Source organism: Hymenobacter humi, from assembly GCF_042665855.1.
Classification (GTDB): domain Bacteria; phylum Bacteroidota; class Bacteroidia; order Cytophagales; family Hymenobacteraceae; genus Hymenobacter; species Hymenobacter humi.
The window spans coordinates 3,584,845-3,608,729 of the sequence record NZ_JBHTEK010000001.1 but is presented as its reverse complement, the minus strand read 5'-3'; the positions used below and the strand labels follow the sequence as shown (position 1 = coordinate 3,608,729).

Here is a 23,885-nt window from a genome sequence, read left to right as displayed (position 1 = left end):
TCGGAGAATTCCGGCGAGCGGTTGGGAATCAGGGCGGGGCCATGCTCACGTAGAGCGTGAGCGGGAGGCTGCCGGGGTTGGCCAGGTTGGTAATGGTGGTATTGCGCGCTGCCACCGAATACACCGCGTAGTAGCCGTCGAACGACACCGGCAGGTTCACCGTCTGCACGTATTTCAGTAGGTAGAAGGGCTGGCTGGGCCCCACCACGGCACAGCCCGCCGGGATGTTGGGCAGCACCGGCACGGGCAGCGCCGTGCCCTGGCGTTGAGCCAAAATGGTGGTGATGCGCAGCCCCGTCGCCCGGCTGTAGATGTCAACCTGCGCATTGGCCGGATAGGGCGCAATGTTGTTAGGGTTGGCCGGCGTGTACAGGCCGTTGCTGTAGAGCGTCACCGTGACCTGGTAGCGAAAGGGGGCATTGGCCGGGCCGGCCGCATCGAGGTAGCGGTAGCTCATCTCGCCACCCAGCAAGTGCGTTGCCTGCGCCGGGCTGGCTCCCAGCACCAGCAGTGCCAGCAGCAGTATCGGCCCCAGAAAACGTTTAAGTAAGGTTGTCGGCATATAGAAAATAAAGGGAGTAAGGCGGAAAACGGGGCCGGCAGCCTGGCGGCCACCGGCAGGTTCAGGTTAGAGGAAGAGGGAACAGGAGCGGGTCGGCAAGCCTATTGTCGCACCACGCGGCGCACGGCGGTCTGGCCCTGGGCGTCGCGCAGGTGCAGCAGGTACACGCCCGGCGCGAGGGTGCTCAGGTCCAGTTCCGTGTCGGTGGCGGGGGTGAGGCGCAGGGAAGTGCGCAGCACAGTGCTGCCCAGCAGGTTTTGCACTTCGGCGGCGTACTGGCCGGCGGCTTTGGCATCGACCAGGCGCAGGTGGACGCGGCCGTCGGGCGTGGGGTTGGGGAACAGGCTCAGCGAAGGCAGGGCCACGGCCTCGCGGGTGGCGAGGGGCTGCACCAGCAGGCGGTAGTCTTCCACCTCCGCGTTCAGGATGTTGGTGAAGCAGGGGAACGGCGAGTTGGTGTTCACCATGCTCGTTATCCGCATGCGGGTGTTGAGGGGGAGGTGCGGGCCGGAACCGCAAAGCTGGCCGTGAACGTGCCGGCGTTGGGCCCGCTGAAGGTAACGTCGTTAACCACGAGCTCAAACGCGTCGAAGATGCCGTTGGTGTTCCAGTCTACCCATACGGCCGTGCGGTGCGCCACCGCCACGTTGGTTACCACCCGCAAGTTGAGCTGACTGCCGGGCACCACGGTAATGGGCTGGCCCGTGAAGTTGCCGTAGCCGCCCGGGGCGTTGGCCGTGATGTTGTTGTAGGCCGGCTGCGCGTTGGCAATGCTCACGCTGGTCATGAAGAAGGGGCTGTCGAGTGCGTACCGTTGGGGCCCGTGCCGCCCGTGCCGTTGGAGGGGCAGTAGCTAAGGCACGGGATGAGGATGGTGACGGCATTGAGCCGCGTGATGCTGGCCGTGCCATTGGCGTTGGTGGCCGAGAGGCTCACGTTGTAGTTGCCCGAGGCCGTGTACTGGTGCGAGGGATTCTGGGCCGTGCTGGTGGAGCCATCGCCAAAGTCCCACAGCCAGGAGGTGGGCAGGTTGGTGCTCATGTCGGTGAACTGCACGGGGTTGACGCAGCCGCCGGGCACGTAGCTGCTGCTGAAGTTGATAATGGGCGGCAGGGTGTTGGGCCGCGCCAGCACGGTGTAGTCTTCCGCCTGCCCGCTCACGGGGCTGGAGCACGGGCCCAGGTTGTTGCCCACGGCATCGGCCATCACGCGCAGGCGCAGGGGCTGGTTGAGTACGGTGTTGGCGGGCAGCGTAAGGGTTACCGTAGCGCCGGGGCTGGGGGCGTTGAGGCCCTGGTATATCAGCTCGGCGGCGGTGAGTACGCCGTCGTTGTTCTTGTCCAGGTACACCCAGATGTCGTGCCGGTTCACCCCGCCCGTGGTGATGGTCATGGGGTAATTGACCCCGACAATCAGCTCGGTGCGCTGCGTGCAGGTAAAATCCTGGTAGCCCGCGCTGCCATCGGCCGAGGTGTTGTCAATGGTATTGAGCCGAAAACGGGTGATGCCGTAGTTAGCGAAGTAGTTGATGGTCTGCGGGGTGCAGCTAGCAGTCAGCGGCACCGCGCCGTTGTACACAATGCTGGTGGCGGCGCTGGTGTTGGTGCCGGCCGCGTTGGTGGCTTGCAGCGTCACGGCGTAGGTGCCGGCCGTGGTGTAGCAGTGGTTGGGGCTTTGAGCGGTGCTGGTGGTGCCGTCGCCGAAGGTCCAGAGCCAGGAGGTGGGCAGGTTTTGGCTGGCATCGGTGAACTGCACGCAGCCCGTGCAGGTGGTGGTGCCGTTGGTGGTAAAGGCCGCCGCCGGTGCGCTCACGTTGGCCGCCAGGGTCACGCTGTAGTCTTCCGTTTGGGAGTACTGGGGCGTGGAGCAGGGCGTGGGAATGGTGCCGTTGGCAAAGTCGGCGGCCACGCGCAGGCGCAGGCGGGTGCCCAGGGTGGCCGTGGCGGGCGGCGTGATGATGCCCGTGTGCAGTTTCAGGTTGTCGGAGCTGAACACCAGGCTCGTTGTTGCCGGTGAAGGCCCCGTCGTTGTTGTAGTCTATCCAGACCCGCACGTTCTCCGCGGTGCCGTCGCTGGTGCGCACGCTGATGGCGTAGCTCTGGCCCACCACCAGGGCTGCGTTGGTGGTGCAGCTGTAGTTCTGGTAGCCGTCAATCTGGCCCGCGGTGCTTTTGTTGATGAGGTTGTTGCCCAGCGTTACGTTGAGGATGCCCATGTTGAAGGCCGCCGCCTGGGGGCTGCTGGCCCGGCCCGGGGTGCAGGTCGCTGCTACCGGGCAGGTCGCCGTCTGCGCCCGGACAGCCGATGGCAGCCCGAGTGCCAGCAAAACCGCCACAAAACCCGGTGCAATGCGGGCCCAAGAACGTAGGAGTGGGTTCATAGAATTTGCAAGGAGAAAACTATAGAATTCAGAGGATAAATGTAAGCAGGAAAGGCCGACAATACGGCCAAAATCAGGCATAATTATGTTTTAATCGGCTATTTGCCAGGGAGGTCTGCCTTCGTTCCGTTTTGCAACATGGCGTGAGCCGGAGTTAATGGCTGAGCTGCCACGGGGCTCAGGCGCTGCCGGCCCGCCGGATTCGTACTGCCGGGGCTTAATTTTGGCCCCGCTGCTTGCTTCACGCGCTGGCAAAGCGCTGCCAACTCCTCTTTTCTCCCGGCCATGTCCACTTCCACAGTTCTCATCACGGGCGGCACTTCCGGCATCGGCCGGGCGTGCGCCCTCGCATTTGGCCGCGCCGGCTACCAGGTGGCCTTCACGGGCCGCGACGAAGCCAAACTCGCCGATACCGCGCAGGCCCTGGCCGCCGCGGGCGTTGCCCACCTGGCCGTGCGGGCCGACGTGGGCGACGAAGCCGCGGCCGAGCGCGCCGTGCGCGAAACCGTGGCCCGCTTTGGCCGCCTCGACGTGCTGCTCAACAACGCGGGCATTTCCATGCGCGCCCGCTTCCAGGACGCCGACCTCGAGGTCATCAAGCGGCTCATGCAAACCAACTTTTTGGCACCGTTTTCACCACCAAATTTGCCTTGCCGCACCTGCTGGCTAGTAAGGGCAGCATCGTGGGCATCAGTAGCATAGCGGGCTACCGGGGCTTGCCGGGCCGCACCGGCTACTCGGCCTCCAAGTTTGCCATGAACGGCTTTCTCGAAGCCCTGCGCACGGAGCTGCTCGACCAGGGCGTGAACGTGCTCACGGCCGCGCCTGGCTTCACGGCTTCCAACATCCGGCAAGTAGCCCTGGCGGCTGACGGCTCGGCCCAGGGCGAATCGCCGCGCGACGAGGGCGCCATGATGAGCAGCGAAGCCGTGGCCGACGAAATCCTGAAAGCCGTGCAGCAGCGCCGCCGCACGCTCGTGCTCACCAGCCAGGGCAAGCTCACGGTGTTCCTCAACAAGTGGCTGCCCGGCCTCACCGACAAGCTCGTATTGAGCCATTTTCGCAAGGAGGAAAAAGGCGTGGATGTGGGGTAGCGGGGAAACCTCACCCCCGGCCCCTCTCCAAAAGAGAGGGGAGACTGACGTTAATCCAGTAAAAAAGCCCCAGCTCAATTGAGCTGGGGCTTTTTGCTTTTATCATTTATTGAGCTGCCGTGGCTCCCCTCTCTTTTGGAGAGGGGCCGGGGGTGAGGTGATTCAGCTCAATTTGTCTGCAGTGATGCTTTCTGAGCCAGCTTCACCGCTTCGTACATATCCACCACGCCGCCCGTGACGGAGAGCGTGGAGAAATCGACCAGCTTTTCGGTGCCGGGCACCTGGACTTTGGTGTGGTGCACCCGCGCCGACTGCATGATGATGCGCTTCAAATCGGCGGCCGAAAGCTTGGGGAAATACGCCTTGAGCACGGCGGCCACGCCGGCCGTCACGGGCGAGGCCATGCTGGTGCCGCTTTCGTTGCCGAAGGTGCTGCCGGGCAAGGTGTTGTAGATGGCCACACCGGGAGCAAACACGTCCACGGCTTTCTTGCTGTAGTTCGAGAAGTTGGCCGTGAGTGGGCGTTGTCGCGCGGGCCCGAAGCGCCGATGGTGAGCAGGTTCGGCACGGTCGTTTTGTTGATGTAGAACGAGGCCGGGTAGTTGTTGGTCACGTCGAGGTTGGCGTTCTCGTTGCCGGCGGCGTGCACCAGCAGCACGTTCTTGCTGGCGGCGTACTTGAAGGCCGCCTCCACGGCCTGGCGCTGGGGCGAGAATTCCTTGCCAAAGCTCATGTTAATAATCTGCGCGCCGTTGTCGACGGCGTAGCGAATGGCGTTGGCCACGTCCTTGTCGCGCTCGTCGCCATCGGGCACGGCCCGCACCGTCATGATGCGCACCACGTTGGGCGCGATGCCCTGCACGCCCAGGTTGTTTTCGCGCACCGCCGCAATGATGCCCGACACGTGGGTGCCGTGCATGGGGTCGGGGCCGTGAATGTCGTTGTTGCCGTAGTAGCGCTCGGTCAAATCGTTGGGGTTGTCCTTCACGATGTCGGCGCGCGGGTTAAACTTCAGGTTCAGCGAGTTTTCAATCATGCTGCGCTCTTGCTTCACGCCGGCGTTCAGCTCCTTGAGCAGGGCGTCGGCGTCGGTGGCGCCGGTCTGGCGCATCATCTCGAGCATGCCGGCCGTGGCCCGGCGCAGGTTGGGGTCGTCGGTTTTCACGTTGCGTAGCGCCGTGGTGTCCAGCACGGTTACGCCAAGGGCCTGCTTCATGCCTTCCACCATCTGGGTGATGGGGCCGGTCATGCTTTCCACCTGCTGGCTGCGCTCTGTTTCCTCCTTGAGGCGCGCGGTGTAGGCCTTCTCGGCTTTCACGTATAGAGCGTATGCGGCTTTGTCGGCGGGCTTCACGGTGGCGGCGGTTTTGCCTTTGAAGCGGGTGCGGCCGGCGGCCACAATGCGGGTCATTTCCAGGGTTTCGGCGTTGATGTTGCGGCCGTCGGCCCCACCCAGGAAGTTCCAGCCGTGCACGTCGTCGACGTAGCCGTTCTTATCGTCGTCGATGCCGTTGCGGGGAATCTCGCGGGGGTTAGTCCAGAGCATAGGCTTCAGGTCGACATGGGCCGTGTCAATGCCCGAGTCAATCACGGCCACGATTACAGCTTGGGGAGCCAGCGTCTGCAGCAGCTCCGAATAAGCGCGGCTGGCGCCCACGCCCGGCACTTTATCGAGGCGTGGGTCTTTCAAATACCACTGCGCCGCACTCAGGTCGCCCACCACCGGAGCGGGCTTGGCCACAGGCGCCGGCGGAGCCGTGGCAATGGGTTCGGGCGCCGCAGCAGGCGTCGGCGTGCTGATGGCGGTAGAAGCGGCCGTGGTAGTGGCCTGAGGCCGGCGAGCGCAGGAGGAAAGCAGCGTGGCCGCCAGCAGCACCGGTAGCGTGACGCGAGAGAGTGTTAATGTCATAGGAAATGAAAAAGCCGCTGGAGGCGACTGAGTAGCAAAGTAACGGGTGTCTGGGCTGAGAAACACCGGCGCGGCTAAAGACGTGCCGGGTGTTGTCATTGTTGCGCCGGGCCTGGGGCTGGGTGTTTATTTAGTTGCGCCCTAATGCTCGAAGCGCATTTCCAAAAGAGAAGGGGCACCGGTTATGGGCGAGTGTAGCGCGGACTTTGTAGTCCGCGTCCGGAACGGTCTTTATAAAACTAAGGCGGGGACGCGGACTACAAAGTCCGCGCTACAATTGTCCAACTCCCCAAGGAGAGGGACCGGGGGCGTGCGGTAGGGGTGAGGCTCCGGCGGCGGCGCTCTGCATGACTTTCCGGGGATTTTACTTGCCTTTTTGATGAGTTCTCTTGAGCCCGTCGGCTTTACTAACCCCTCCAGCCGGCGCTGCCGCTTGCCGTGCCCAGCGGGCAACCGGTAACTTCACGCCCGCAATCCGATTTATTTGCTCATGCGCCCCTCGTTCCGCTTCCTCGCCCTCGCGGCCTTGCTCACCGTTCACGGTTCCCTCATCACCGAAACCCAGGCCCAGACACCCAAAACCTACACTTCCTCGGAAATCCTGCTGGGCCTGAAGAAGCTTAACGTCCTCGGCTCGGTGCTCTACATAGCCGCTCACCCCGACGACGAAAATACGCGTCTGATTGCCTACATGGCCAACGAGCGCCTGCTCGAAACCGGCTACCTGAGCTGCACCCGCGGCGACGGCGGCCAGAACCTCATCGGCCCCGAGCTGCGCGAGGGCCTTGGCGTGATTCGCACGCAGGAGCTGCTCGCGGCCCGGCGCCTCGACGGCGGCCAGCAGTTCTTCACCCGCGCCAACGACTTCGGCTTCTCCAAAACCGCCGAGGAAACCTTCAAAATCTGGGACAAGGAGCAGGTGCTGGCCGACATGGTCTGGGTCATCCGCCAGCGCCGGCCCGACGTGTGCATCACCCGTTTCCCGCCCGATGCCCGCGCCGGCCACGGCCACCACACCGCCAGCGCCATGCTGGCCATCGAGGCGTTTGATGCCGCCGGCGACCCCAAACGCTTCCCTGAACAGCTCAAGTACGTGCAAGCCTGGCAGCCCAAGCGCCTGTTCTGGAACACCGGCAGCTTTTTCGTGAAGCCCGGCGAAGACATGAGCGGCTACCTCAAGCTTGATGCTGGCGGATACAACCCGCTGCTGGGCCAGAGCTACGGCGAAATCGCAGCCCGCAGCCGCTCTAACCACCGCAGCCAGGGCTTCGGCTCGGCCGCCACTCGGGGTGAGGCGCTGGAGTATTTCCAGCCGCTGAAAGGGGAGAAGGCACAGAAAGACCCATTCGAGGGCGTGGATATGAGCTGGAAACGGCTTGGCTCCGAGGGGGTCGCCATTGGTAAGCTGGTGGAAGGGGTGATTCGCAAATTTGATGCGAGCAATCCGTCTGCTTCCGTCGCCGACCTGCTGGAGGTTCGCAAGAAAATGGACACTTGGGGAGGGCTATACGGCACCAAGGGCCGCACCGAAAGACCCGGTTACGGGTGGATTCAGAGCAAACAGCAGCAGGTCGATGCGCTCATTCGGGCATGCTTGGGCTTGCACATGGAAGCTACTGCCGAGGCTGCCACCAGTGCGCAGGGAGAGTCGGTCAACATTGCCTTGCAGTTTCTGAACCGTTCGCGGGTAAGCGTTAGCATCATCCGGGCGTGGACGGATGGCATTTATAATGAGCCCCCTTCAACAAGGATTTGCAGCCAGAGCAGCCTTTCACGGCAAAGCTGGTCGTGCCGTTGAGCAAGCAAACGCCCGTATCGCAGCCCTACTGGTTGCGCGAGGCCGGGACGGCGGGCATGTACGCAGTGCCCGCGCAATTGATGCTGGCTCAACCCGATACGTCCGTTGCCCCTCGTGCTCGCGGCCTTGATTCGCGAAGTAAATTGAATTGGCCTGCAGTCGTTACCCGGCAGCAGGCTGATTGGGCAGCCCGAAAACCCGTCGTCGCCGGCGGTAAACGTGGAAGTAGCGGTGAAGGGGCAGCGGATAGGGTACCAAATACCCGTCCAGTACAAGCACACCGACCCTGTACTGGGCGAACTATATCAGCCGCTGGCCGTGGTGCCGCCCGTAATGGTGAACCTGCCGCCTGCCCGTTCCTACGTCTTCGCTGACAACCAGCCCAAGACCGTGCCCGTGACGCTCCGGGCCGGGCGCGCCGGGGTGAGCGGCAACCTGGCCTTGGCCCTGCCCACCGGCTGGAAGTGCGAGCCCGCCACCGTGCCTTTCACCCTCGCCAATAAGGACCAGGAGCTGACCGTGAACTTCCAGGTGCAGCCCAGCGCCAGTGCCGCCTCCGGCCACTCCGAGCTGCGCGCTACGGCTACCGTGGCCGGCCAGGCGTACAGCCGCGGCTTGCAGCCCATTGTATACCCGCACATTCCCACGCAGTACCTGTTCCCCGAGGCCGTGGCCCCGCTGGTGAAAGTCGACCTGAAGCGGCGCGGCCAGAACGTAGCCTACCTCATGGGCGCCGGCGACGAGGTGCCCGATGCTCTCCGCCAAATCGGCTACAACGTCACTATCATCGACCCGCACGACCTCACCGCCGCCCGACTCAAACCCTACGATGCCCTGGTGGTGGGCATCCGGGCCTACAACACCGTGGACCGCCTCAAAGCCCAGCAGCCCGAAATCCTCAAATACATCGAGGGCGGCGGCAACGTCATCGTGCAGTACACCGTGGCCAGGGGCACGGTGATGCCCGAAATCGGCCCCTATCCCATGAAGCTGAGCAACGACCGGGTGACCGTAGAAGACGCCCCCGTCACCTTCCTCAAGCCCAAGCACCAGCTGCTCAACTACCCCAACAAAATCACCGAGCAGGATTTTAAAGGCTGGGTGCAGGAGCAGGGCCTGTACTACCCCAGCTCCTGGGACCCCAAGTACCAGACCGTTATCAGCAGCCACGACCCTGGCGAGCCGGCCAAGGAAAGCGCCATCCTGGTCACGGACTACGGCAAGGGCCATTACATCTACACGGGCCTGTCGCTGTTTCGGGAGCTGCCCGCGGGCGTGCCTGGCGCGTTTCGGTTGATTACGAACATGATTTCCTACGGCAAAGAGCCGGCGCAATAAGACAACTGTAGCGTGGACTCTGCGAGTCCGCGTGTGTTGGAGAGTTCTTCTACGCGCGGACTCGCAGACTCCACGCTACACCCGGCCATCATACAGAGCGCAGCCGAAGCATCTCTACTTCCATACTAATTTGAATTAGTTGAACAGTAGGGATGCTTTCGCTGCGCTCTGCATGACGTTCTTTTGTGTTCAGATTATCCTTATCAGGCTTTTTTAGCCTCTCGCTTTACCACCGTGCTCACAGTAGAAAAAATCGGCGGCACTTCCATGACCGCCTTCGCCGATGTTCTCCAGAACATCATCTTTCACGGCCGCCAGGGCCAAGACTTATACAATCGCATTTTCGTGGTTTCGGCCTACGCCAACGTCACCAATTGGCTGCTGGAGAACAAGAAAACCGGCGCGCCCGGCGTGTACCACCGCATCACCCAGCACCAGGAGTTTAGCCAGGCGCTGCAGGAAGTCTCGGCCAAGCTCCAGGAGCTGAACAAGGCCTACGCGCCGCTGGGGCTGGACCTGGCCGTCGCCGATGCCTTCATTCAGCAGCGCATCAACCAGGCCCAGACCTACCTCGAAAGCCTGACCAATGTGCTGGCTTCCGGCTACGTCAACAGCACCAACATCCTGCAGGCGGCGCGCGAAATCCTGGCGTCCATCGGCGAGGCGCACTCGGCGTTCAACTCGGTGAATATCCTGCAAAACCGGGGCGTGCACGCCACCCTCGTCGACCTCAGCGGCTTCGACGACGCCCACCCGCTCACCATCGATGAGCGCATCAGGCAGGCCTTCGCGGGCATCGACTTTGCCAATACCATCTGCGTGGCCACCGGCTACACCAAGGGCACCGAAGGCATCATGCGGGAGTTCGACCGCGGCTATTCGGAAGTAACGTTCAGTAAGATTGCGGTGGCGGTGCGGCCCCAGGAAGCCATTATTCACAAGGAATACCACCTCTGCTCGGCCGACCCCAACCTAGTGGGCCTGGAGCAGTGCCGGCCCGTGGGCTTCACCAACTACGACGTGGCCGACCAGCTGGCCGACGTGGGCATGGAGGCCATTCACCCCAAGGCCTCGAAGCCGCTGGAGATAAACGCCATCGACCTGCGCATCAAAAACACGTTCGAGCCCGAGCACCCCGGCACGCTCATTACCCGCGACTACGTGTCGCCGCGCAAGCACATCGAAGTCATCACCGGCACCGACAAAGTGGTGCTCATCGACATCCACGACCCGCTGATGGTGGGCACGGCGGGCTTCGACCTGCACCTCATGCAGGTGTTTTTCGACCTGAACGTGAGCTACATCTTCAAGGCCACCAGCGCCAACAGCATCACGCTGCTCATCTGGCAAAAAGACCTCAAGCCCGAGCTCCTGGCCGAGCTGGAGGCCAAGTACGACAAGGTGACCATCGAAAATGCCGCCCTGGTCTGCCTCATCGGTTCCAACATTGACGAGCCTGGCTTGCTGGCCCGCGCCGCCGGCGCGCTGGCCGAGGAGGGAATTAATATTCGCAGCGCGGGTTTTGCCTTGCGTAAGGTGAATATTCAGTTCATCGTGGGGCGCGAAGATTACAAAGGCGCTATTGTGGCCTTAAACAAGGCATTGGGGCAATAAACCGGCCTTTTAATTGCACTGTCGCGACCCTTACGCCACCAGGTATTTAGCTCAATAAAGGTCCCCGAACCAAGCCATGACGCTCCGCCAGTTTCTGATTTTTTCGGCTCTTACGTTACTGGCTTGCTCGCTGCTGATTCCTTTTCTTGACCAACCGCTGGCGCTGTTTATCCACGCGTACCTGGGTTGGGCCGCGCCCTTCTTTGGGGCCCTCACCGCCGCGGCCGATGCCGTGCACGGCGCCCTGATGGTGCACCTGCTGGGCGTTCCCGTCCTGTTTCTGGGCTTGGGCCTGGCCTTTGCGGTGGGCCGCTATGGGCTCAAACAGCGCAGTGCCACACTCTTCCTCATCATCCTGCTCACCCACGAATTCAGCATGGTGCTGGCCAAAGTGCTAAAGGGCAGCGTGCTTCGCCTGCGGCCGGAGGTGCTGTTCGGGCCGGGCTACACGGGCACCGGGCTGTGGGCGAACGGGCCGCACAACGACTCTTTTCCCTCGACGCATACCGCCGTGTATTTCAGTTTGTTCTTCCCGCTGGCGGTGGCCTTTCCGCGGTGGCGGGTGCCGCTGCAGGTGCTGCCGGCGCTCATTGGCGTGGGCCGGCTGGTGCTGGGCGCCCACTACCTGAGCGACGTGTGGGCTTCGCTATGGCTGGTAGTGGCCTTCACGTTCCTGTTTGGGCTGTTGGGCCGGCCCAGGTCGGCCGCCGAAGAGCTGGCGGTGGAGCTGGGCCCCAACCCTTAAGGCCGATTACCGTTCAGTGGGCACCGGCGCGTATCGGCTGGCTCTGTACATGAAAATTACATCGTTTCTGGCGGGGGCTGTGCTGGCGCTGACGCTGGTCGCCTGCACCACCACCAGGCCCGTAGCCAACCCCAAGCTGCTGGTGTTGGGCCACGCCGGCTCGGGCTTTTTACGCCCATCAGCCCATTCAACTTCCGGCCGCCGAGCAGGCTGGCGCGGCATCCGCCACGCTTTGCGGCTGGGCGCCGATGGGGTCGAAGTAGACATTCAGCTCAGCCAGGACAGTGTGGTGATGCTGTACCACGACCAGAAGCTGGAAGACAACAGCACCGGCAAAGGCTGCGTGAGCCAGCTGCCGGCCGCCCAGCTGGTGCAGCTGCGCTACCGCGGCGGCTGGCCCTACGATTGGGTTCAGCACGAGCGGCCCATCACCTTCGACACGCTGCTGGCCCGCCTGAGCCGGCGCGGCCCCTTCCCGCGCCTGCACCTCGACCTGCACGAAGACGACCTCTGCCTGCCCGCCGGCCATCAGCAGGACCGCACGCCCGCCCTTCTGCGCCAGCTGGCCCAAAGCCTGCGCCGCTACCGCGTGCCCCCGCAGCAGGTGCTGCTGGTGACGCAGCAAGCCACCACGATTCCCTTGGCCCGCACTTTCCTGCCAGCTCTCCAAATCGGCCTCGAAATCGCCTCCGATGAATTTGAAGCCGGCCTGCGCCTTGCCAAAAATGCCAAGGTCCATACCGTGGTATTGGACGCGGCCCGCGTGACGCCAGCTCAATCTGCCGCTGCCCACGCCGCGGGCCTCTCCGTGGTGGTCTTCGGCGGGCGCTCCCCAAGGCCATCCGGCACCTGCTGGCCACTCAGCCCGACGAGGTGGAGGTCGACAACGTGAAGCGCCTGCTGATTATGCAGGGACGGCGGTAGTAGGAGGGAGCGTTCAAGCGCTTCAGAATAATGGTTCTGCCGTGATGCAGAGCGGGGCGACCAGTCGCCTCACCCCCGGCCCCTCTCCGGTGGAGAGGGAAGCCTGACGCTAACCACAGAAAAGCCCTGGCTCAATTTTGAGCCGGGGCTTTTAATTTGAAGTTGAGCTGAGCCTTGTGCCGTGGCTCCCCTCTCCACCGGAGAAGGGCCGGGGGAGGTGTCACCCGCCCATTCGCAGAGGTTCATAAACTGCTCTGGTATTGAGCTGGGAAATCCGCTGCAGCCCAATGCCGGGGCGTGTGTCTTTGTAATGAGTTTGAAAGGACGAAAGACTGAAACCTGTGAAGATGCTCCTGAGAAACAGGTCCCGCGGATAATAAACAAAAATTATGTAAATTATACAAGCTGAAGCTTCTGCCTGAAGGGCGGCGCTTAGAGCTTCGGGGCAACCAAGGGGCCCGGTGTGACTAGTTCCCTTGGCTGGCAAGTTGATGAACTGCTGCTTTTCGGCAAGAAATATTACACCTAACCCCTTTAAAGCCATGAACGACCAAACCGCATTAATTACTGGAGCATCGAGTGGCATCGGTTTCGAACTGGCCCGATGCTTCGCCCGCGACGATTATCGGGTAGTGCTGGTGGCCCGCCACCTCGACGAGCTCAAGGAAGCAGCCCGCCTGCTGCACCAGGAGTTCGAGGGCGTCGACATCGTGCTCCTGCCTTACGACCTGAGCCTGCCGGATGCACCGGCCCAGCTGTACGCCGAAACCACGGCGCGCGGCCTGCAGATTGACGCGCTGGCCAACGACGCCGGCTTTGGCGAAACCGGTTACTTCTCCGATACCGACATGGCCACCGAGCTGGCCATCATTCAGGTGAACGTGACTGCGCTGGTGCACCTCACCAAGCTTTACCTGCGCGATATGCTGGCCCGCAACGCCGGCCGGATTCTACAGGTAGGGTCGTTGGCGTCCTTCACGCCCAGCCCCTGCCAGGCCGTGTACGCCGCCACCAAAGCCTTTGTGCTCAGCTTCACCGAAGCCGTGCAGCACGAGCTGAAGCAGCAGAAATCGGCCGTAACCATGACCGTGCTGTGCCCGCCGCCCACCGATACCAACTTCTTCCAAGTGGCCCACGCCGAGAACACGCGCGCCGCCCAGCACACCGTGTCGGCCCGGGCGGTGGCCGAAGAAGGCTATGATGCCCTGATGGAAGGCGACGCCCGCAGCCTGCCCACCATGGCCGCCAAGGTCAACTTCTTCAGCAGCCTGGTGCTGCCCGATTCCATGTTGGCCACCATCATGAACAACCAGCTGCATCCGGCGCACAGGTAAGCCTTTTGGGGCTTGCCCGCAGCCCAAGCCGGCATAAAAAAGGCCGCAGCACTTATGCTGCGGCCTTTTTAGGCAAATAACCGGATGATTTCCTTCAGGTGAAAATCCGGCCCGAAATGCTTCCGGATTTACTTGCCGGCCTTCTTGGCCTGGGCAATCAGTTCCTCGTTCATCTTCACGTACTCGCCGTTGGCGGGCGTGGCGGCGAGGGCAGCTTTCTTAGAAGCCTCGGCGGCTTTGATGGCGCCGGCGTAGTCCTTCATTTTCAGGCGCATTTTGGCTTCCGAGTGCAGGTTCCAGTACTTGGCGTCGGTGGCGTTGGCTTTTTCCATCCAGGCCACGGCTTGCTTCGGGTCCTTGTTGTTGTCGGCGTAGTACACGGCCGCGGCGGCCAGGTCGCCGGCCGAAGGGTTGGCGTTCTTGGTGATTTTCTCGTCAATCTGCGCCATCACCTTGCTGTCGACGTCAGCGGTGATTTTGAATTTGGCGCCGGTGTTGCCCCATTCCATGGCCACGTTGGCGGTGCCGGGGGTGAGGTCCGTGAAGTTGATGGTAAAGCTCTCCACCTTGCCGGCCACTTTGTAGGGCTTCACGGTGAGGCGAGCCACGTCCTGGTCTTCTTTAAAGCCTTCCACATCGGCGCCTTGCTTCAGGCTCTTGTTCAGCACCACGGTCCACTCATTGGCGCGGGGAATGGTGTAGATGCCGTACTCGCCGGCGGGTACTTTCTTGCCATCAATGGTCACGTCATCCGAGAACTTGATGCTGGTGGTGGCGTTTGCGCCCGTGCGCCAGCGCTGGCCCAGGGGAGCCAGGGGCGTTTTTTCGCCAAACGCCGCGCGGCCTTTCAGGCTGGGGCGTGAGTAAACAATCGTCACATCGGTGAGACCGATGCGCTGCGTAACGGTGCTTTGGGGGCTGGCTGCAGGCGTCCGAATTTGGGCCTGGGCCGCCGGTGCCGCCAGCAGCGTAACGGCCGTAGCCAGGGTAGCGGTAAGATTCAGCAAGTGCTTGCTCATCAGAAGGGGAGGGAATTGGTGATGGGTTTGTGGGGCTAAAAATACGAAACCCGCGCCGGGGGCGCGGGTTTTGTTTTTCTGCATCGAGCTACAAGACCAACAAGCCGCTTACATAATTAATAAGAATGCATGCCGCTGCCTAGCTTCTTGCAATATTTTCCGCAGTATTTCAAGCTGTGAAGCGTGAGGTATGTAAAACCGGATTGATTCTTCCGAAGCATCCTTGTACACGAGCCGGATACAATTTCCAGTTCCGTTTGCCATACTTCTTAATGAGCCACCGTGAGTAATTCCGCCCTTATACTCAAGCGTTGCATCAATGACTTTTACGGTATGCAAGTCTATGTTGCGATGAGGCAGGGCAATGGTGTCAGGCTGAATTAGTACCTCTTGGTCATTGATTCTACGGCCGCTCTTTCCTGTGGCTATCCGAATTGCGAACCACAAGCAGGCGGCAAAGCCAAGTAGCACGCCTATTGGTTGCAAATCTGTGCCTAGCGAGTAGGCAAACTTGCTGAGAGTAAAACCAACGCCAAAAATGAAAATGCCCGTTAAGAATGCGTAAAACGCTATTTTATGAGACCTAGGTTCTTCTCCTACTGTATTAAAGCGGACTTCACTCGCTATCACGTTCGCGTGGCTCATTACGAATGCCTAAGGTAATAAAGTCCTGCATCCAGATGGTATGTATTAATTGGTGGGAACTACCAAATCTAGCTCAACTCAAACTGCAGTTTCAATAGGTTCGCATACAGCCCATTCTCGTTATCGGCCAGTTCCTCGTGCGAGCCTTGCTCTACGATGCGGCCGCCGTCAATCACCAGTATTTTATCCACCTTGCGAATCGTCGAAAGACGGTGAGCAATGATGATGGAGGTGCGGTCTTTCATCAACTCGTCCATGGCGCCTTGCACTAGTTTCTCCGACTCCGAATCGAGCGCGGAAGTGGCTTCGTCGAGCAGCAGGATGACGGGGTTTTTCAGGATGGCGCGGGCAATGGCCACGCGCTGGCGCTGCCCGCCCGAAAGCTTGATGCCACGCTCGCCCACCACCGTGTCGAGGCCTTCGGGGAAGGAGGCGATGAACTGCCAGGCATTGGCTTTGCGGGCGGCGGCAATGATTTCCTCATCGGTAGCCGCCGTATTTCCATAGGCAATGTTCTCGCGGATGCTGCCGCCGAAGAGCAGCGTTTCCTGGGGCACAATGCCGATGTGGCGGCGCAGCTCCGTGAGGTCGTACGAGCCGATGGGCCGGTCATCAATCAGGATTTCGCCGCCGCTGAGGTCGTAGAACTGCATCAGCAGCGACACGATGGTGCTTTTGCCGGCGCCGCTGGGGCCCACCAGGGCAATTTTTTCGCCCGCCGCAATTTCAAAGTTGATGTCCTGCAGCACCGGCAAATCGGGCCGGGTGGGGTAGGTGAACGCCACGTGGCGGTACTCGATGTCGCCGTGCAGCTGCAGGGGCGCCTGGCCCGCGGGCAGCGGCAGGTGGGTGGGCTCGCTCTTCTCATCCAGAATTTCCAGAATGCGCTCGGAGGCTCCCAATGTACTTTGCACCTTGCCGTAAAGCTCGCCCAAGCCGGCCACCGAGGCGCCGATAAACATGGTGTAGAGCGCAAACGAGGTGAGGTCGCCGATGGTCATCTGGCCCGACTGGGTGAGCGTGGCCGCCCGCCACAGCACCAGAATGATGCCGCCAAACAAGCCAATGATGACGAAGGAGACGAAGGCGCCGCGGTACAAATTGCTTTTTAGCGCCGCCCGCACGGTCTTGGAGAGCGAGGCAGTGTAGCGCCGGGTTTCAAACTGCTCGTTGGTAAACGCCTTCACGGTGTTGATGCCCTGCAGGGTTTCCTCCACGATGACGTTGGCCTTGGCCAGGCTCGTCCTGGGTGGTTTTGGCCAGCACCCGGATTTTGCGGCCAAACACCATGGCCAGCACCACAATGGGCGGAAACGTGGCCAGCATGAACAGCGACAGCTTCACCGACACCACCATGATGAACACAATGCCGGCCAGCAGCGTCGTAACCTGCCGGAACAGCTCGGCCAAAGTCAAGGAGAAGGTGTCCTGAATCTGGGCTACGTCCGAAGTAATGCGGGAGGTGATAGCACCCACCCGGTTTTTCTCGAAAAACGGAATGGGCAGCGACACAAACTTGGCGTAGAGCGCCTGCCGGATGTCGCGCACCGTGAACTCGCTAACGCGGGTAAAAAACCAGATGCGCCCAAACGAAAAGAGGCCCTGGCACACAATCACCCCAAAAAGCCCAATGGCAATGCGGTCGACGCCCACTATCATGCCGCCGGGCAGTATCACGGGCTTGCCGTTGGCCACGTCCACGAGCTTGCCGATTATCCACGGAAACATCATGGTGGTGGTGCTGCTAAGCAAGAGCAGCACCATGCCCACTATGAAATTGCCCTTGTAAGGCAGCACGTAGCGGAACACCCGCAGGGTACGCCGAAAGGCTTCTTTGGTGAGCTTGGGCTTGGGGACGTCGGCGCCGACATCGCCGCTGGTATTCAATCCACTACGAGCCATTCAATAAATAAAATCAGAGCCTTGCGCGGGCGCAGCTCTCACGAATAATAGTCTTAACGTCGGGGCTTGGGCTGAGGGCGGGCGTTTTGCTCCACCTTGATTGCGCCAGCGCCACCGAAGGGCACGGGTAACTGAATAAGCACGGCCAACGGGCGTCCGCGCCGCATGGCGGGCTGCCAGCCGGTCATCAGCGGCACCACGCGCAGGGCCTCGGCGTCGCACTCGGGCGAGAGCGACTTGGCCACCACGGGGTTGGTAATGGTTCCGTCGGCGTTCACCGTAGCCGTGACCAGCACGATGCCGCTAAGCTGCTTGACGCGCGCGGCCTCCGGATATTTTATGTTCTCCAGAAAAAACAGCCCAAGGGCCTGCTCTCCACCCGGGTACACCGGCGCGCGGTCGGGGCGGTTGGCGGCGGGGCGGGCCTGCACCTGCATCTGCCCGGGCTTGAGCACAATGGGAGCCTGAGCGGGAGCGGCCGGAGTCGGCTGCTGGGCCATAGCCACCGGAGCAGCCGCGAGCAGCAGCAAAAACGCGAAGAGTGTCTTGTTCATAAGTCGTTAAACCGCAGGTTGAGTTATCGGGTTCACGCCGGCGGGGCGCGAAATGGCGAGCAGGCCCAAGTACACCAAGGCCCCATTCAAAAGCAAGATTTCGAAGCCGAATTTGTAGCCGTTGAGCCACTCCACCGAGTGCGATACGATGAGCCAGGTGAGCAGCACGGCCGTGACGCAGGTGGGCAACACCAGCCGGTCGCGCAGGCTCCGCTTGGTGAGGATGCCAAACGCAAACAGTCCCAGCAGCGGCCCGTAGGTGAAGCCCGCCGCCTTGTACACGGCGTCAATCAGGCTCTGCTCGTTGATGACGCGGAAAATGAGGATGATGATAATCAGCACCACCGACCAGCCCAGGTGGGTGAGCTGGCGCAGCGTGGTCTGCCGCTTCTCGGGGTACTTGCTGATGTCGAGGAAATCGACGCAGAACGAGGTGGTCAGGGCCGTCAGAGCCGAGTCGGCCGAGGCGTAGGTCACGGCAATGATGCCCAGCACGAAAATGATGCCAGCTACGAGCGAAAACTGCGTGGTGGCCAGGAAGGGAAATACCTTGTCGGTATCGAGGGTGCCTTTGAGGTTGAGCAGTTGGGGCAGCTGCTCGAGCTTGAGGCCGCGGGCCTCGGCGTACTGGTACATCAGCACGCCTAGGGTGAGGAACAGGATGTTGACGCACACGATAACCGGCGTAAACCAGAACAGGTTTTTCTGGGCCTCGCCCAGGCTGCGGCAGCTCAGGTTTTTCTGCATGAGGTCCTGGTCGAGGCCGGTCATAACGATGGTGATGAACATGCCCGAGGCAAACTGCTTCCAGAAGAACTTATCGTCCCGGAAATCCGAGAAGTACACCTGCGACATGGGGCTGTCGGTGACCGCGGAGACGAGCTGCTTGAACGAGTAGTTCAGCGCATCCGACATGAAGTAGATGCTCAGGGCCACACAGCTGAGCATGGCCAGCGTCTGGAAAGTATCGGTCCACAGAATGGTTTTGAGGCCGCCCTTGAAGGTGTAGAGGTAGATGAACATGATGCTGACCACCACCGTCACCGAAAACGGCACGCCCATGGCATCGAACACGGCCAGCTGCAGCACGCCCGCCACCAGGTACAGCCGCAGGGCAGAGCCCAATGACCGGGAAATCAGGAAGAAAAGCGCGCCGGTCTTGTAGCTCCAGTAGCCAAAGCGCTGGTCGAGGTAAGTGTAGATGGACACCAGCCGCAGCCGGTAGTACAGCGGCATGAGCACCGTGCCAATGACTACATAGCCGGCCACAAACCCCAGCGCCACAGCCAGGTAGCTCCAGCTTTTGCCGTACACGTTGCCCGGCACCGAAATGAACGTGACGCCCGAGAGCGAGGTGCCAATCATGGCAAACGCCACCATGTACCACGGGGCGTTGCGGTTGGCTACAAAGAAACTTTCGCTCGTGGCCCCCGCGAGGTGAGGACGGCAATGACGATGAGAACGGCGAAGTAGCCCGCAACGAGGCTTAAAACTAGAGTTGGCGACATAAGGGGCAAAGGTAGCGCGCATAAGCGCTGCCGTGTACCATAGCAGTGGCCCAGCAGCGCAGGCTAATGCACGAGGCTTCGACCTGTAAGGAATAATCATGCCTATATTTCAGCCTCAAGGGTTTTGCTCAACCCCATGCCACCTGTTTCTACCATCTCTTTCCGGATGCGCTACCTCTTCAACCTGATTTTAGTGCTGTGCTGCAGCACGGCGGCATTTGGGCAAACCACTGCCGTAAACTTTCGAAGTGCGGCATGGGCGCAGGTGCTGGCCACGGCCAAAAAGGAGCACAAGCCCATTTTTTCTATGCGTGGTCGCCCAGCTGCGGCCCCTGCGTGGGGATGTCGCGCGATGTCTTTCCCGACAGCGCGGTGGCCCGTTATTATAACGCCCATTTTGTGAGCTACAAGGCCAATATCGACGAAGGCGAGGGCAAACTGCTGGCCGCCCGGTATGGCATTCAGTCGCTGCCCGCCTACCTGTACTTCACGGCCGAAGGCAAGCCGCTACACCGCAGCGGTAACGGCAAGCCCGCCGCGGAATTTATTCAGGATGGCAAGGATGCCCTCGACCCCAGCAAGGCCTATTTCGCCCTGAAAGACCGGTACGCTGCGGGAGACCGGACAGCACCTTTCCTGTACGCCTTCAGCAGCGCCCCGGGAATCATGCAGGAACAAGCGCTTCTTAACCAAGTAACGGGCGAGTACCTGAAAACCCAGAGTGCGAAGGAGATGACTTCCCGGAGAAACCTGGAATACGTCTTCAATCAGTACGTGGCTTACGAGTCGCCGGCGTCGCAGTATTTCCTGCAGCATCAGCCCGCCTTTGTGGCGCAGTTTGGGCAAGAGGCTGTAGCTAAGAAAAGCCGGAATATCATCAGCAATGCAGCCCATACCCTTGGTGAGAAGAATGACTTGGTTGGGCTGGGAAACCTGCAGAAATCAATTGCGCGGCTGCTGCCCACTCAGGCCAAGCAGTGGCAGGAACTTGCCCAAGTTCAGTACTTACTAAGGCAGCGCAACTGGCCGGCTTACGTTGATGCCACGCTTGCCTACGGGAAGGAGTTTGCTCCTCAGGACACTTACACCCTTTACGAGGCCACGGCCTTCCTCACGGCTTTTGTGAATGACAAAGCCCTGCTGGCCAAAGCCGACCCGATAATTCAGCAAGTCATTGCCGCCGAGAGAAGCGAGCTGAATCTGCTTACGAGAGCCAAACTGCTGCACAAGCTGGGCAAAGACACCGAAGCTGCTACCGTTGCAACCGAGGCCCTGGCATTGGCAACCAAAGCCGGCACAAGCCCCGAAGACGCCACTGCGCTTCTGGCAGAAATCAGGAAATAGGACCGGCTATTCCCAATCCTGCCAGCGCAGTACCTCGCCCACGGCCGGCGCGTGTAACTCGCCGCGCAGCATGCCGCCCGCTGCAATGTCGGTGAGCTGCCGTAGGGGTTCCGAAGCGGGCTCGTCGGATAGGCTGAAGGTGCCGTAGTGCATGGGCACCACGTGGCCGGCCCGCAGCACGTTGGCGGCCTTGGCGGCCTCGTGCGGGTTCACGTGGCTCTTGGCCATCATGTAGGCAGGCTTGTAGGCCCCAATGGGCATCAGCACAATGTCAACGGGCCCGAACTGTTTTTCGATGGCTTCGAAATGGTCGGCGTAGGAGGTATCGCCGGCAAAGTAGATGAGCTTGTCGGCGGCCCGAATCAGGAAGCTGCCCCAGAGCACGCGGTTCATGTCGGCCAGCCCGCGGCGGTGCCAGTGGGACGCGGGCAGGTAAACGATTTCCAGCGGCGCGTTGGGGCCCAGGTCGTATTGCTGCCACCAGCCGGCCTCCTGTACCGGCAGGGTGGGCGCCATGCCCTGCAGCAGCGGCGCCATGCGCAGCGACGTGAGCACCTGCATCTGCGGATTCTGTTGGGCCAGCAGCCGCAGGGATTTTTCGTCCAGGTGGTCGCGGTGGCCGTGCGAGAGCAGGAGGTAGTCGATGCCCCGCACCGCCTCGGGTTGGAATGGCAAGGGGTGGCGGTGGCGCAGCCCAATTGAGCTAAAAAGCACTGGGTCAAACAGGAGGGTTTTGCCCTGTACCCGCAGCAGGAAGCTGGCGTGCCCCAGCCACACCAGCAGGTCTTCGGTAGCCGAAAACGCGGCGTTGCAGTCTACTACGGCCGGAACCCAGGTGTCCTGCTTCTTTTCTTCCTTTTGCGGATTGGTGGAAAGCTGCCATTTCAGCACGTTGGCAAAGCTGGGCTTAAACAGGTCCTCGCCGTTGGCAAAGGCATCGCCGAAAAGCTTGTTGCCCGGGTAGCCCGGCCGCACGGTTGGCAGCTTGTCGTTGCGGAGGTAGGAAATCTTGGCCATGATAAGGAATTATAAAAATTGCCCGACCACGCGAGGCAATCGGGCAATTATACTCGTCGCGAGGCGGCTTGCGAGCACGAGTCGTCGAACGTCCTGCGCTTGGCTCATCAGACGATTTCGTTCAACGACGAGACGCAAAATATTGCGTCTCTACATCCGCCTGCTTTTCGCAGCTCATTTCGCGACGAGTATAGAAGAGTATAACAAGGTGAATTCAAACCGAGCGGGGCGGCATTAGTTCGCGGCCTGGCTCGCCAGCCAAGCTTCGCGCAGGGATTTTTGGGTGGGCGAGTACACCATCTTTTCCATGGTTTCAACCGGCTTCACCTGCACCACAGGGTCATCGGCGAGGATGAGCTGGGTGGTTTTTTCCAGGCCGCCGCGGGTTTTCACTTTCACAAACACCACGTCGCTGGGCGAGTGCTTGCGCAGGGCGCCCTCCAGGTCGGCGGCGCTTTTGATGGGTTTGCCATCGAGCACCAGAATCTGGTCGCCGCGGTCGATGCCGGCTTTGTAGAGGCCCGAGCCGATTTGCGTGTTGGCCGCCACCAGGCAGCGCCCCTGCTTGTCGAACTCCACCTGCCGGGATAGGGCCGGGCCTTGCGTGCGGCTGGGAACCAGGGCCAGGCCCGCCGCCAGCAAGCTCTCGCTGAAGCGGGGCTGCTCGTGGCCGTACACGTACTGCCGAAAGAAGCCGTTGGCAAACACCGTGTCCTTGCTGATTTCGCCCAGCACGCGCCGCAAATCCCTTACCGTGTACGGGTTAGCCGGCGCGTAGCCTTGCTGCTTGCTGCCGAACTGCTGCCATAGGGCCTGCATGTACTTGTCGAGCGTGGTGTTGTGATTCTGGCGCAGCTGCAGGTCGAGCACGAGGGCAATGCCGGCGCCTTGGTCGTAGTACGACAGGTAGGTATTGGCCGAGTTGAGCGGGTCGATGCTCGAGGCGGCATCCATAAACGCGGCGTAGCGGCTCATGTCGATGGGGGAGGCGAAGCGGGCGCCGGGGCTGTTCTGGCGCAGGTTCACCCAGCGGCCGATGTCGCCCCAGAATTCTTCGTCTTCAATCAGGCTGGGCCCGGCGCAGGGCCAGGCGCCCGTAGTATTGGGTAAAGCCCTCGGCCAGCCACAGCGCGTCGCTCATGTTGGCGCGCTGGAAGTCGAAGGGCTCGAGGTCTCGCGGGCGCAGGCGCTCCACGTTCCAGGCATGGAAAAACTCGTGGGCCGCCGTGCCCAGGTTGCGCGTGCCTTCTTCGGGGCGCAGCGAGCGGGGGCTGGTGAGCGAAGTGGAGTTGCGGTGCTCCATGCCGTCGCTGGTAGCCTGCGGCAGGTAGTTGGCAATGAAGGTGTAGCGCGCAAAGTCGAAGGTGGGCAACTCGCCGAACACGCCTTTTTCTTCCTTAACCATGCGCTGCACCTTCTTGGCGTAGGCATCAAGGTCGGCCGCCGGTCCCTGAAACAACACGGCCAGGCTCAATGGTCTGGTCGCCCTCGGGCCAGGTGCGCACCTGCTGCTCGCCCAGCGACACCGGGCTGTCCATGAGGTACTGCAGGTTGGGCGCCGTGAAAGTGTTTTTGTCGGCGCCGGCCCGGAGCTGGGTGGCCACTTTCCAGGTGGCGGGCAGGTCAAACTTCACCTCGGCGGGTCGGGCTTCCAGGCCCGTGGCGTAGCAGAGCGTGGCCGGGATGTTGAGGTGGGCATACTGCTGGTCGATGCCGGCGTAGGTGCCGTCGGTGTGGTCGCCGTACAGGGTGTAGCTAAACACTACCTTCCCATCGGGCCCGGGCGTTACGTCCCAGCCGTACTGGTCGGGCCGGTTGATGGACAGGGGGCGGTTGTTGCCATCGGTGGCCACCACATAGTACACGTTTTTGGCAAACTCGTGCAGGGAGTAGCGCCCCGGCGAGCGCGCCATGCGCACGTGCAGCGGCCCTTTCGGCAGCCCCGCAAACGTGGCCGTCACCCGGGCCTCGTGGTGCACCGCGTTGGGAAACGACACGGCGTATTGCACCGCCGGTCCCACCTCGGCCTTGGACTGGGCTTGAGCTAGAGGGGTGCCTAAAAAACAGACTGATAGAATGGTAGCCGTAACCAGCTTTTGCATGAGCAGGAAGAAAGTCGCAATGAATTTGCCAGCTGTGAAATTGAGCTGAATGTGAAAGCAAAGTTGCGGAGAACCTGCAACAAGAATAGCAAATTG

Annotated in this window: 21 protein-coding genes and 2 pseudogenes; 8 read left to right on the top strand and 15 right to left on the bottom strand. The window is 61.4% G+C overall.

The window, feature by feature from the left end:
• Positions 1–28 precede the first annotated feature (28 nt).
• The 4 genes from ACFQT0_RS20330 to ACFQT0_RS20315 form a co-directional block, all read right to left on the bottom strand.
• Positions 29–505 (bottom strand): hypothetical protein, encoded by a 477-nt coding sequence (locus ACFQT0_RS20330; protein WP_380204949.1) that lies wholly within the window; start codon positions 503–505, stop codon positions 29–31.
• 158 nt (positions 506–663) lie between these two features.
• Positions 664–1,044 carry a T9SS type A sorting domain-containing protein gene (locus ACFQT0_RS20325; protein WP_380204948.1) on the bottom strand — a complete coding sequence of 127 codons (381 nt, stop codon included), beginning with the start codon at positions 1,042–1,044 and terminating at the stop codon, positions 664–666.
• Positions 1,035–1,349 carry a GEVED domain-containing protein gene (locus tag ACFQT0_RS20320; RefSeq protein ID WP_380204947.1) on the bottom strand — a complete coding sequence of 105 codons (315 nt, stop codon included), beginning with the start codon at positions 1,347–1,349 and terminating at the stop codon, positions 1,035–1,037. Before ACFQT0_RS20320 ends, ACFQT0_RS20325 begins: the two co-directional genes overlap by 10 nt.
• Positions 1,346–2,557, bottom strand: coding sequence for a PKD domain-containing protein (locus ACFQT0_RS20315; RefSeq protein ID WP_380204946.1), 1,212 nt, complete (start codon positions 2,555–2,557; stop codon positions 1,346–1,348). Before ACFQT0_RS20315 ends, ACFQT0_RS20320 begins: the two co-directional genes overlap by 4 nt.
• 670 nt (positions 2,558–3,227) lie before the next feature.
• Here ACFQT0_RS20315 and ACFQT0_RS20310 point away from each other — a divergent pair.
• Positions 3,228–4,036 (top strand): annotated as a pseudogene (locus tag ACFQT0_RS20310) (SDR family oxidoreductase).
• A 167-nt stretch (positions 4,037–4,203) separates the two neighbouring features.
• Here ACFQT0_RS20310 and ACFQT0_RS20305 read toward each other — a convergent pair.
• Both ACFQT0_RS20305 and ACFQT0_RS20300 read right to left on the bottom strand, forming a co-directional pair.
• Complete coding sequence (locus ACFQT0_RS20305; protein WP_380204945.1) at positions 4,204–4,497, bottom strand: S8 family serine peptidase; 294 nt, start codon at positions 4,495–4,497, stop codon at positions 4,204–4,206.
• On the bottom strand, positions 4,425–5,945 hold the full coding sequence (locus ACFQT0_RS20300; RefSeq protein WP_380204944.1) for a S8 family serine peptidase: 1,521 nt from the start codon (positions 5,943–5,945) through the stop codon (positions 4,425–4,427). Before ACFQT0_RS20300 ends, ACFQT0_RS20305 begins: the two co-directional genes overlap by 73 nt.
• Before the next feature lie 490 nt (positions 5,946–6,435).
• Between ACFQT0_RS20300 and ACFQT0_RS20295 the strand changes: the two genes are divergently transcribed.
• The 6 genes from ACFQT0_RS20295 (at position 6,436) to ACFQT0_RS20270 (ending at position 13,698) form a co-directional block, all read left to right on the top strand.
• Positions 6,436–7,743 carry a PIG-L deacetylase family protein gene (locus ACFQT0_RS20295; protein WP_380206088.1) on the top strand — a complete coding sequence of 436 codons (1,308 nt, stop codon included), beginning with the start codon at positions 6,436–6,438 and terminating at the stop codon, positions 7,741–7,743.
• A 219-nt stretch (positions 7,744–7,962) separates the two neighbouring features.
• The gene (locus tag ACFQT0_RS20290) at positions 7,963–9,081 is read left to right on the top strand and encodes an NEW3 domain-containing protein (protein ID WP_380204943.1); all 1,119 of its coding nucleotides are present in this window, start codon (positions 7,963–7,965) and stop codon (positions 9,079–9,081) included.
• Between the two features lie 234 nt (positions 9,082–9,315).
• A complete protein-coding gene (locus ACFQT0_RS20285) occupies positions 9,316–10,695 on the top strand; it encodes an aspartate kinase (RefSeq protein WP_380204942.1) in 1,380 nt (459 codons plus the stop codon).
• A gap of 76 nt (positions 10,696–10,771) precedes the next feature.
• Positions 10,772–11,440, top strand: coding sequence for a phosphatase PAP2 family protein (locus tag ACFQT0_RS20280; RefSeq protein ID WP_380204941.1), 669 nt, complete (start codon positions 10,772–10,774; stop codon positions 11,438–11,440).
• Between the two features lie 49 nt (positions 11,441–11,489).
• Positions 11,490–12,332: a glycerophosphodiester phosphodiesterase gene (locus ACFQT0_RS20275; RefSeq protein WP_380204940.1), complete on the top strand. Its 843-nt coding sequence runs from the start codon at positions 11,490–11,492 to the stop codon at positions 12,330–12,332.
• 574 nt (positions 12,333–12,906) lie between these two features.
• Complete coding sequence (locus tag ACFQT0_RS20270; RefSeq protein WP_380204939.1) at positions 12,907–13,698, top strand: SDR family NAD(P)-dependent oxidoreductase; 792 nt, start codon at positions 12,907–12,909, stop codon at positions 13,696–13,698.
• Positions 13,699–13,826: 128 nt separating this feature from the next.
• Here the strand turns inward: ACFQT0_RS20270 and ACFQT0_RS20265 are convergent, their stop codons facing one another.
• The 5 genes and pseudogenes from ACFQT0_RS20265 to ACFQT0_RS20245 form a co-directional block, all read right to left on the bottom strand.
• Positions 13,827–14,717: a DUF2911 domain-containing protein gene (locus tag ACFQT0_RS20265; protein ID WP_380204938.1), complete on the bottom strand. Its 891-nt coding sequence runs from the start codon at positions 14,715–14,717 to the stop codon at positions 13,827–13,829.
• A 108-nt stretch (positions 14,718–14,825) separates the two neighbouring features.
• A complete protein-coding gene (locus ACFQT0_RS20260) occupies positions 14,826–15,362 on the bottom strand; it encodes a hypothetical protein (protein WP_380204937.1) in 537 nt (178 codons plus the stop codon).
• 68 nt (positions 15,363–15,430) lie between these two features.
• A pseudogene (locus ACFQT0_RS20255) lies at positions 15,431–17,264 on the bottom strand (ABC transporter ATP-binding protein).
• Positions 17,265–17,317: 53 nt separating this feature from the next.
• Positions 17,318–17,818, bottom strand: a complete 501-nt coding sequence (locus tag ACFQT0_RS20250) for an energy transducer TonB (protein ID WP_380204936.1) — start codon at positions 17,816–17,818, stop codon at positions 17,318–17,320.
• A 6-nt stretch (positions 17,819–17,824) separates the two neighbouring features.
• Positions 17,825–19,198, bottom strand: a complete 1,374-nt coding sequence (locus tag ACFQT0_RS20245; RefSeq protein WP_380204935.1) for a sodium:solute symporter — start codon at positions 19,196–19,198, stop codon at positions 17,825–17,827.
• Positions 19,199–19,581: 383 nt separating this feature from the next.
• Here ACFQT0_RS20245 and ACFQT0_RS20240 point away from each other — a divergent pair, with 383 nt between their 5' ends.
• Positions 19,582–20,670, top strand: coding sequence for a thioredoxin fold domain-containing protein (locus ACFQT0_RS20240; RefSeq protein WP_380206087.1), 1,089 nt, complete (start codon positions 19,582–19,584; stop codon positions 20,668–20,670).
• Between the two features lie 6 nt (positions 20,671–20,676).
• Here the strand turns inward: ACFQT0_RS20240 and ACFQT0_RS20235 are convergent, their stop codons facing one another.
• From ACFQT0_RS20235 to ACFQT0_RS20220, 4 genes are all read right to left on the bottom strand, one after another.
• On the bottom strand, positions 20,677–21,687 hold the full coding sequence (locus ACFQT0_RS20235) for an MBL fold metallo-hydrolase (RefSeq protein WP_380204934.1): 1,011 nt from the start codon (positions 21,685–21,687) through the stop codon (positions 20,677–20,679).
• 234 nt (positions 21,688–21,921) lie between these two features.
• The gene (locus ACFQT0_RS20230) at positions 21,922–22,713 is read right to left on the bottom strand and encodes a PDZ domain-containing protein (RefSeq protein WP_380204933.1); all 792 of its coding nucleotides are present in this window, start codon (positions 22,711–22,713) and stop codon (positions 21,922–21,924) included.
• 34 nt (positions 22,714–22,747) lie between these two features.
• On the bottom strand, positions 22,748–23,146 hold the full coding sequence (locus tag ACFQT0_RS20225) for a M61 family metallopeptidase (RefSeq protein ID WP_380204932.1): 399 nt from the start codon (positions 23,144–23,146) through the stop codon (positions 22,748–22,750).
• The gene (locus ACFQT0_RS20220) at positions 23,118–23,789 is read right to left on the bottom strand and encodes a M61 family metallopeptidase (RefSeq protein ID WP_380204931.1); all 672 of its coding nucleotides are present in this window, start codon (positions 23,787–23,789) and stop codon (positions 23,118–23,120) included. The genes ACFQT0_RS20225 and ACFQT0_RS20220 overlap by 29 nt, the downstream gene beginning before the upstream one ends.
• Positions 23,790–23,885: the final 96 nt, after the last annotated feature.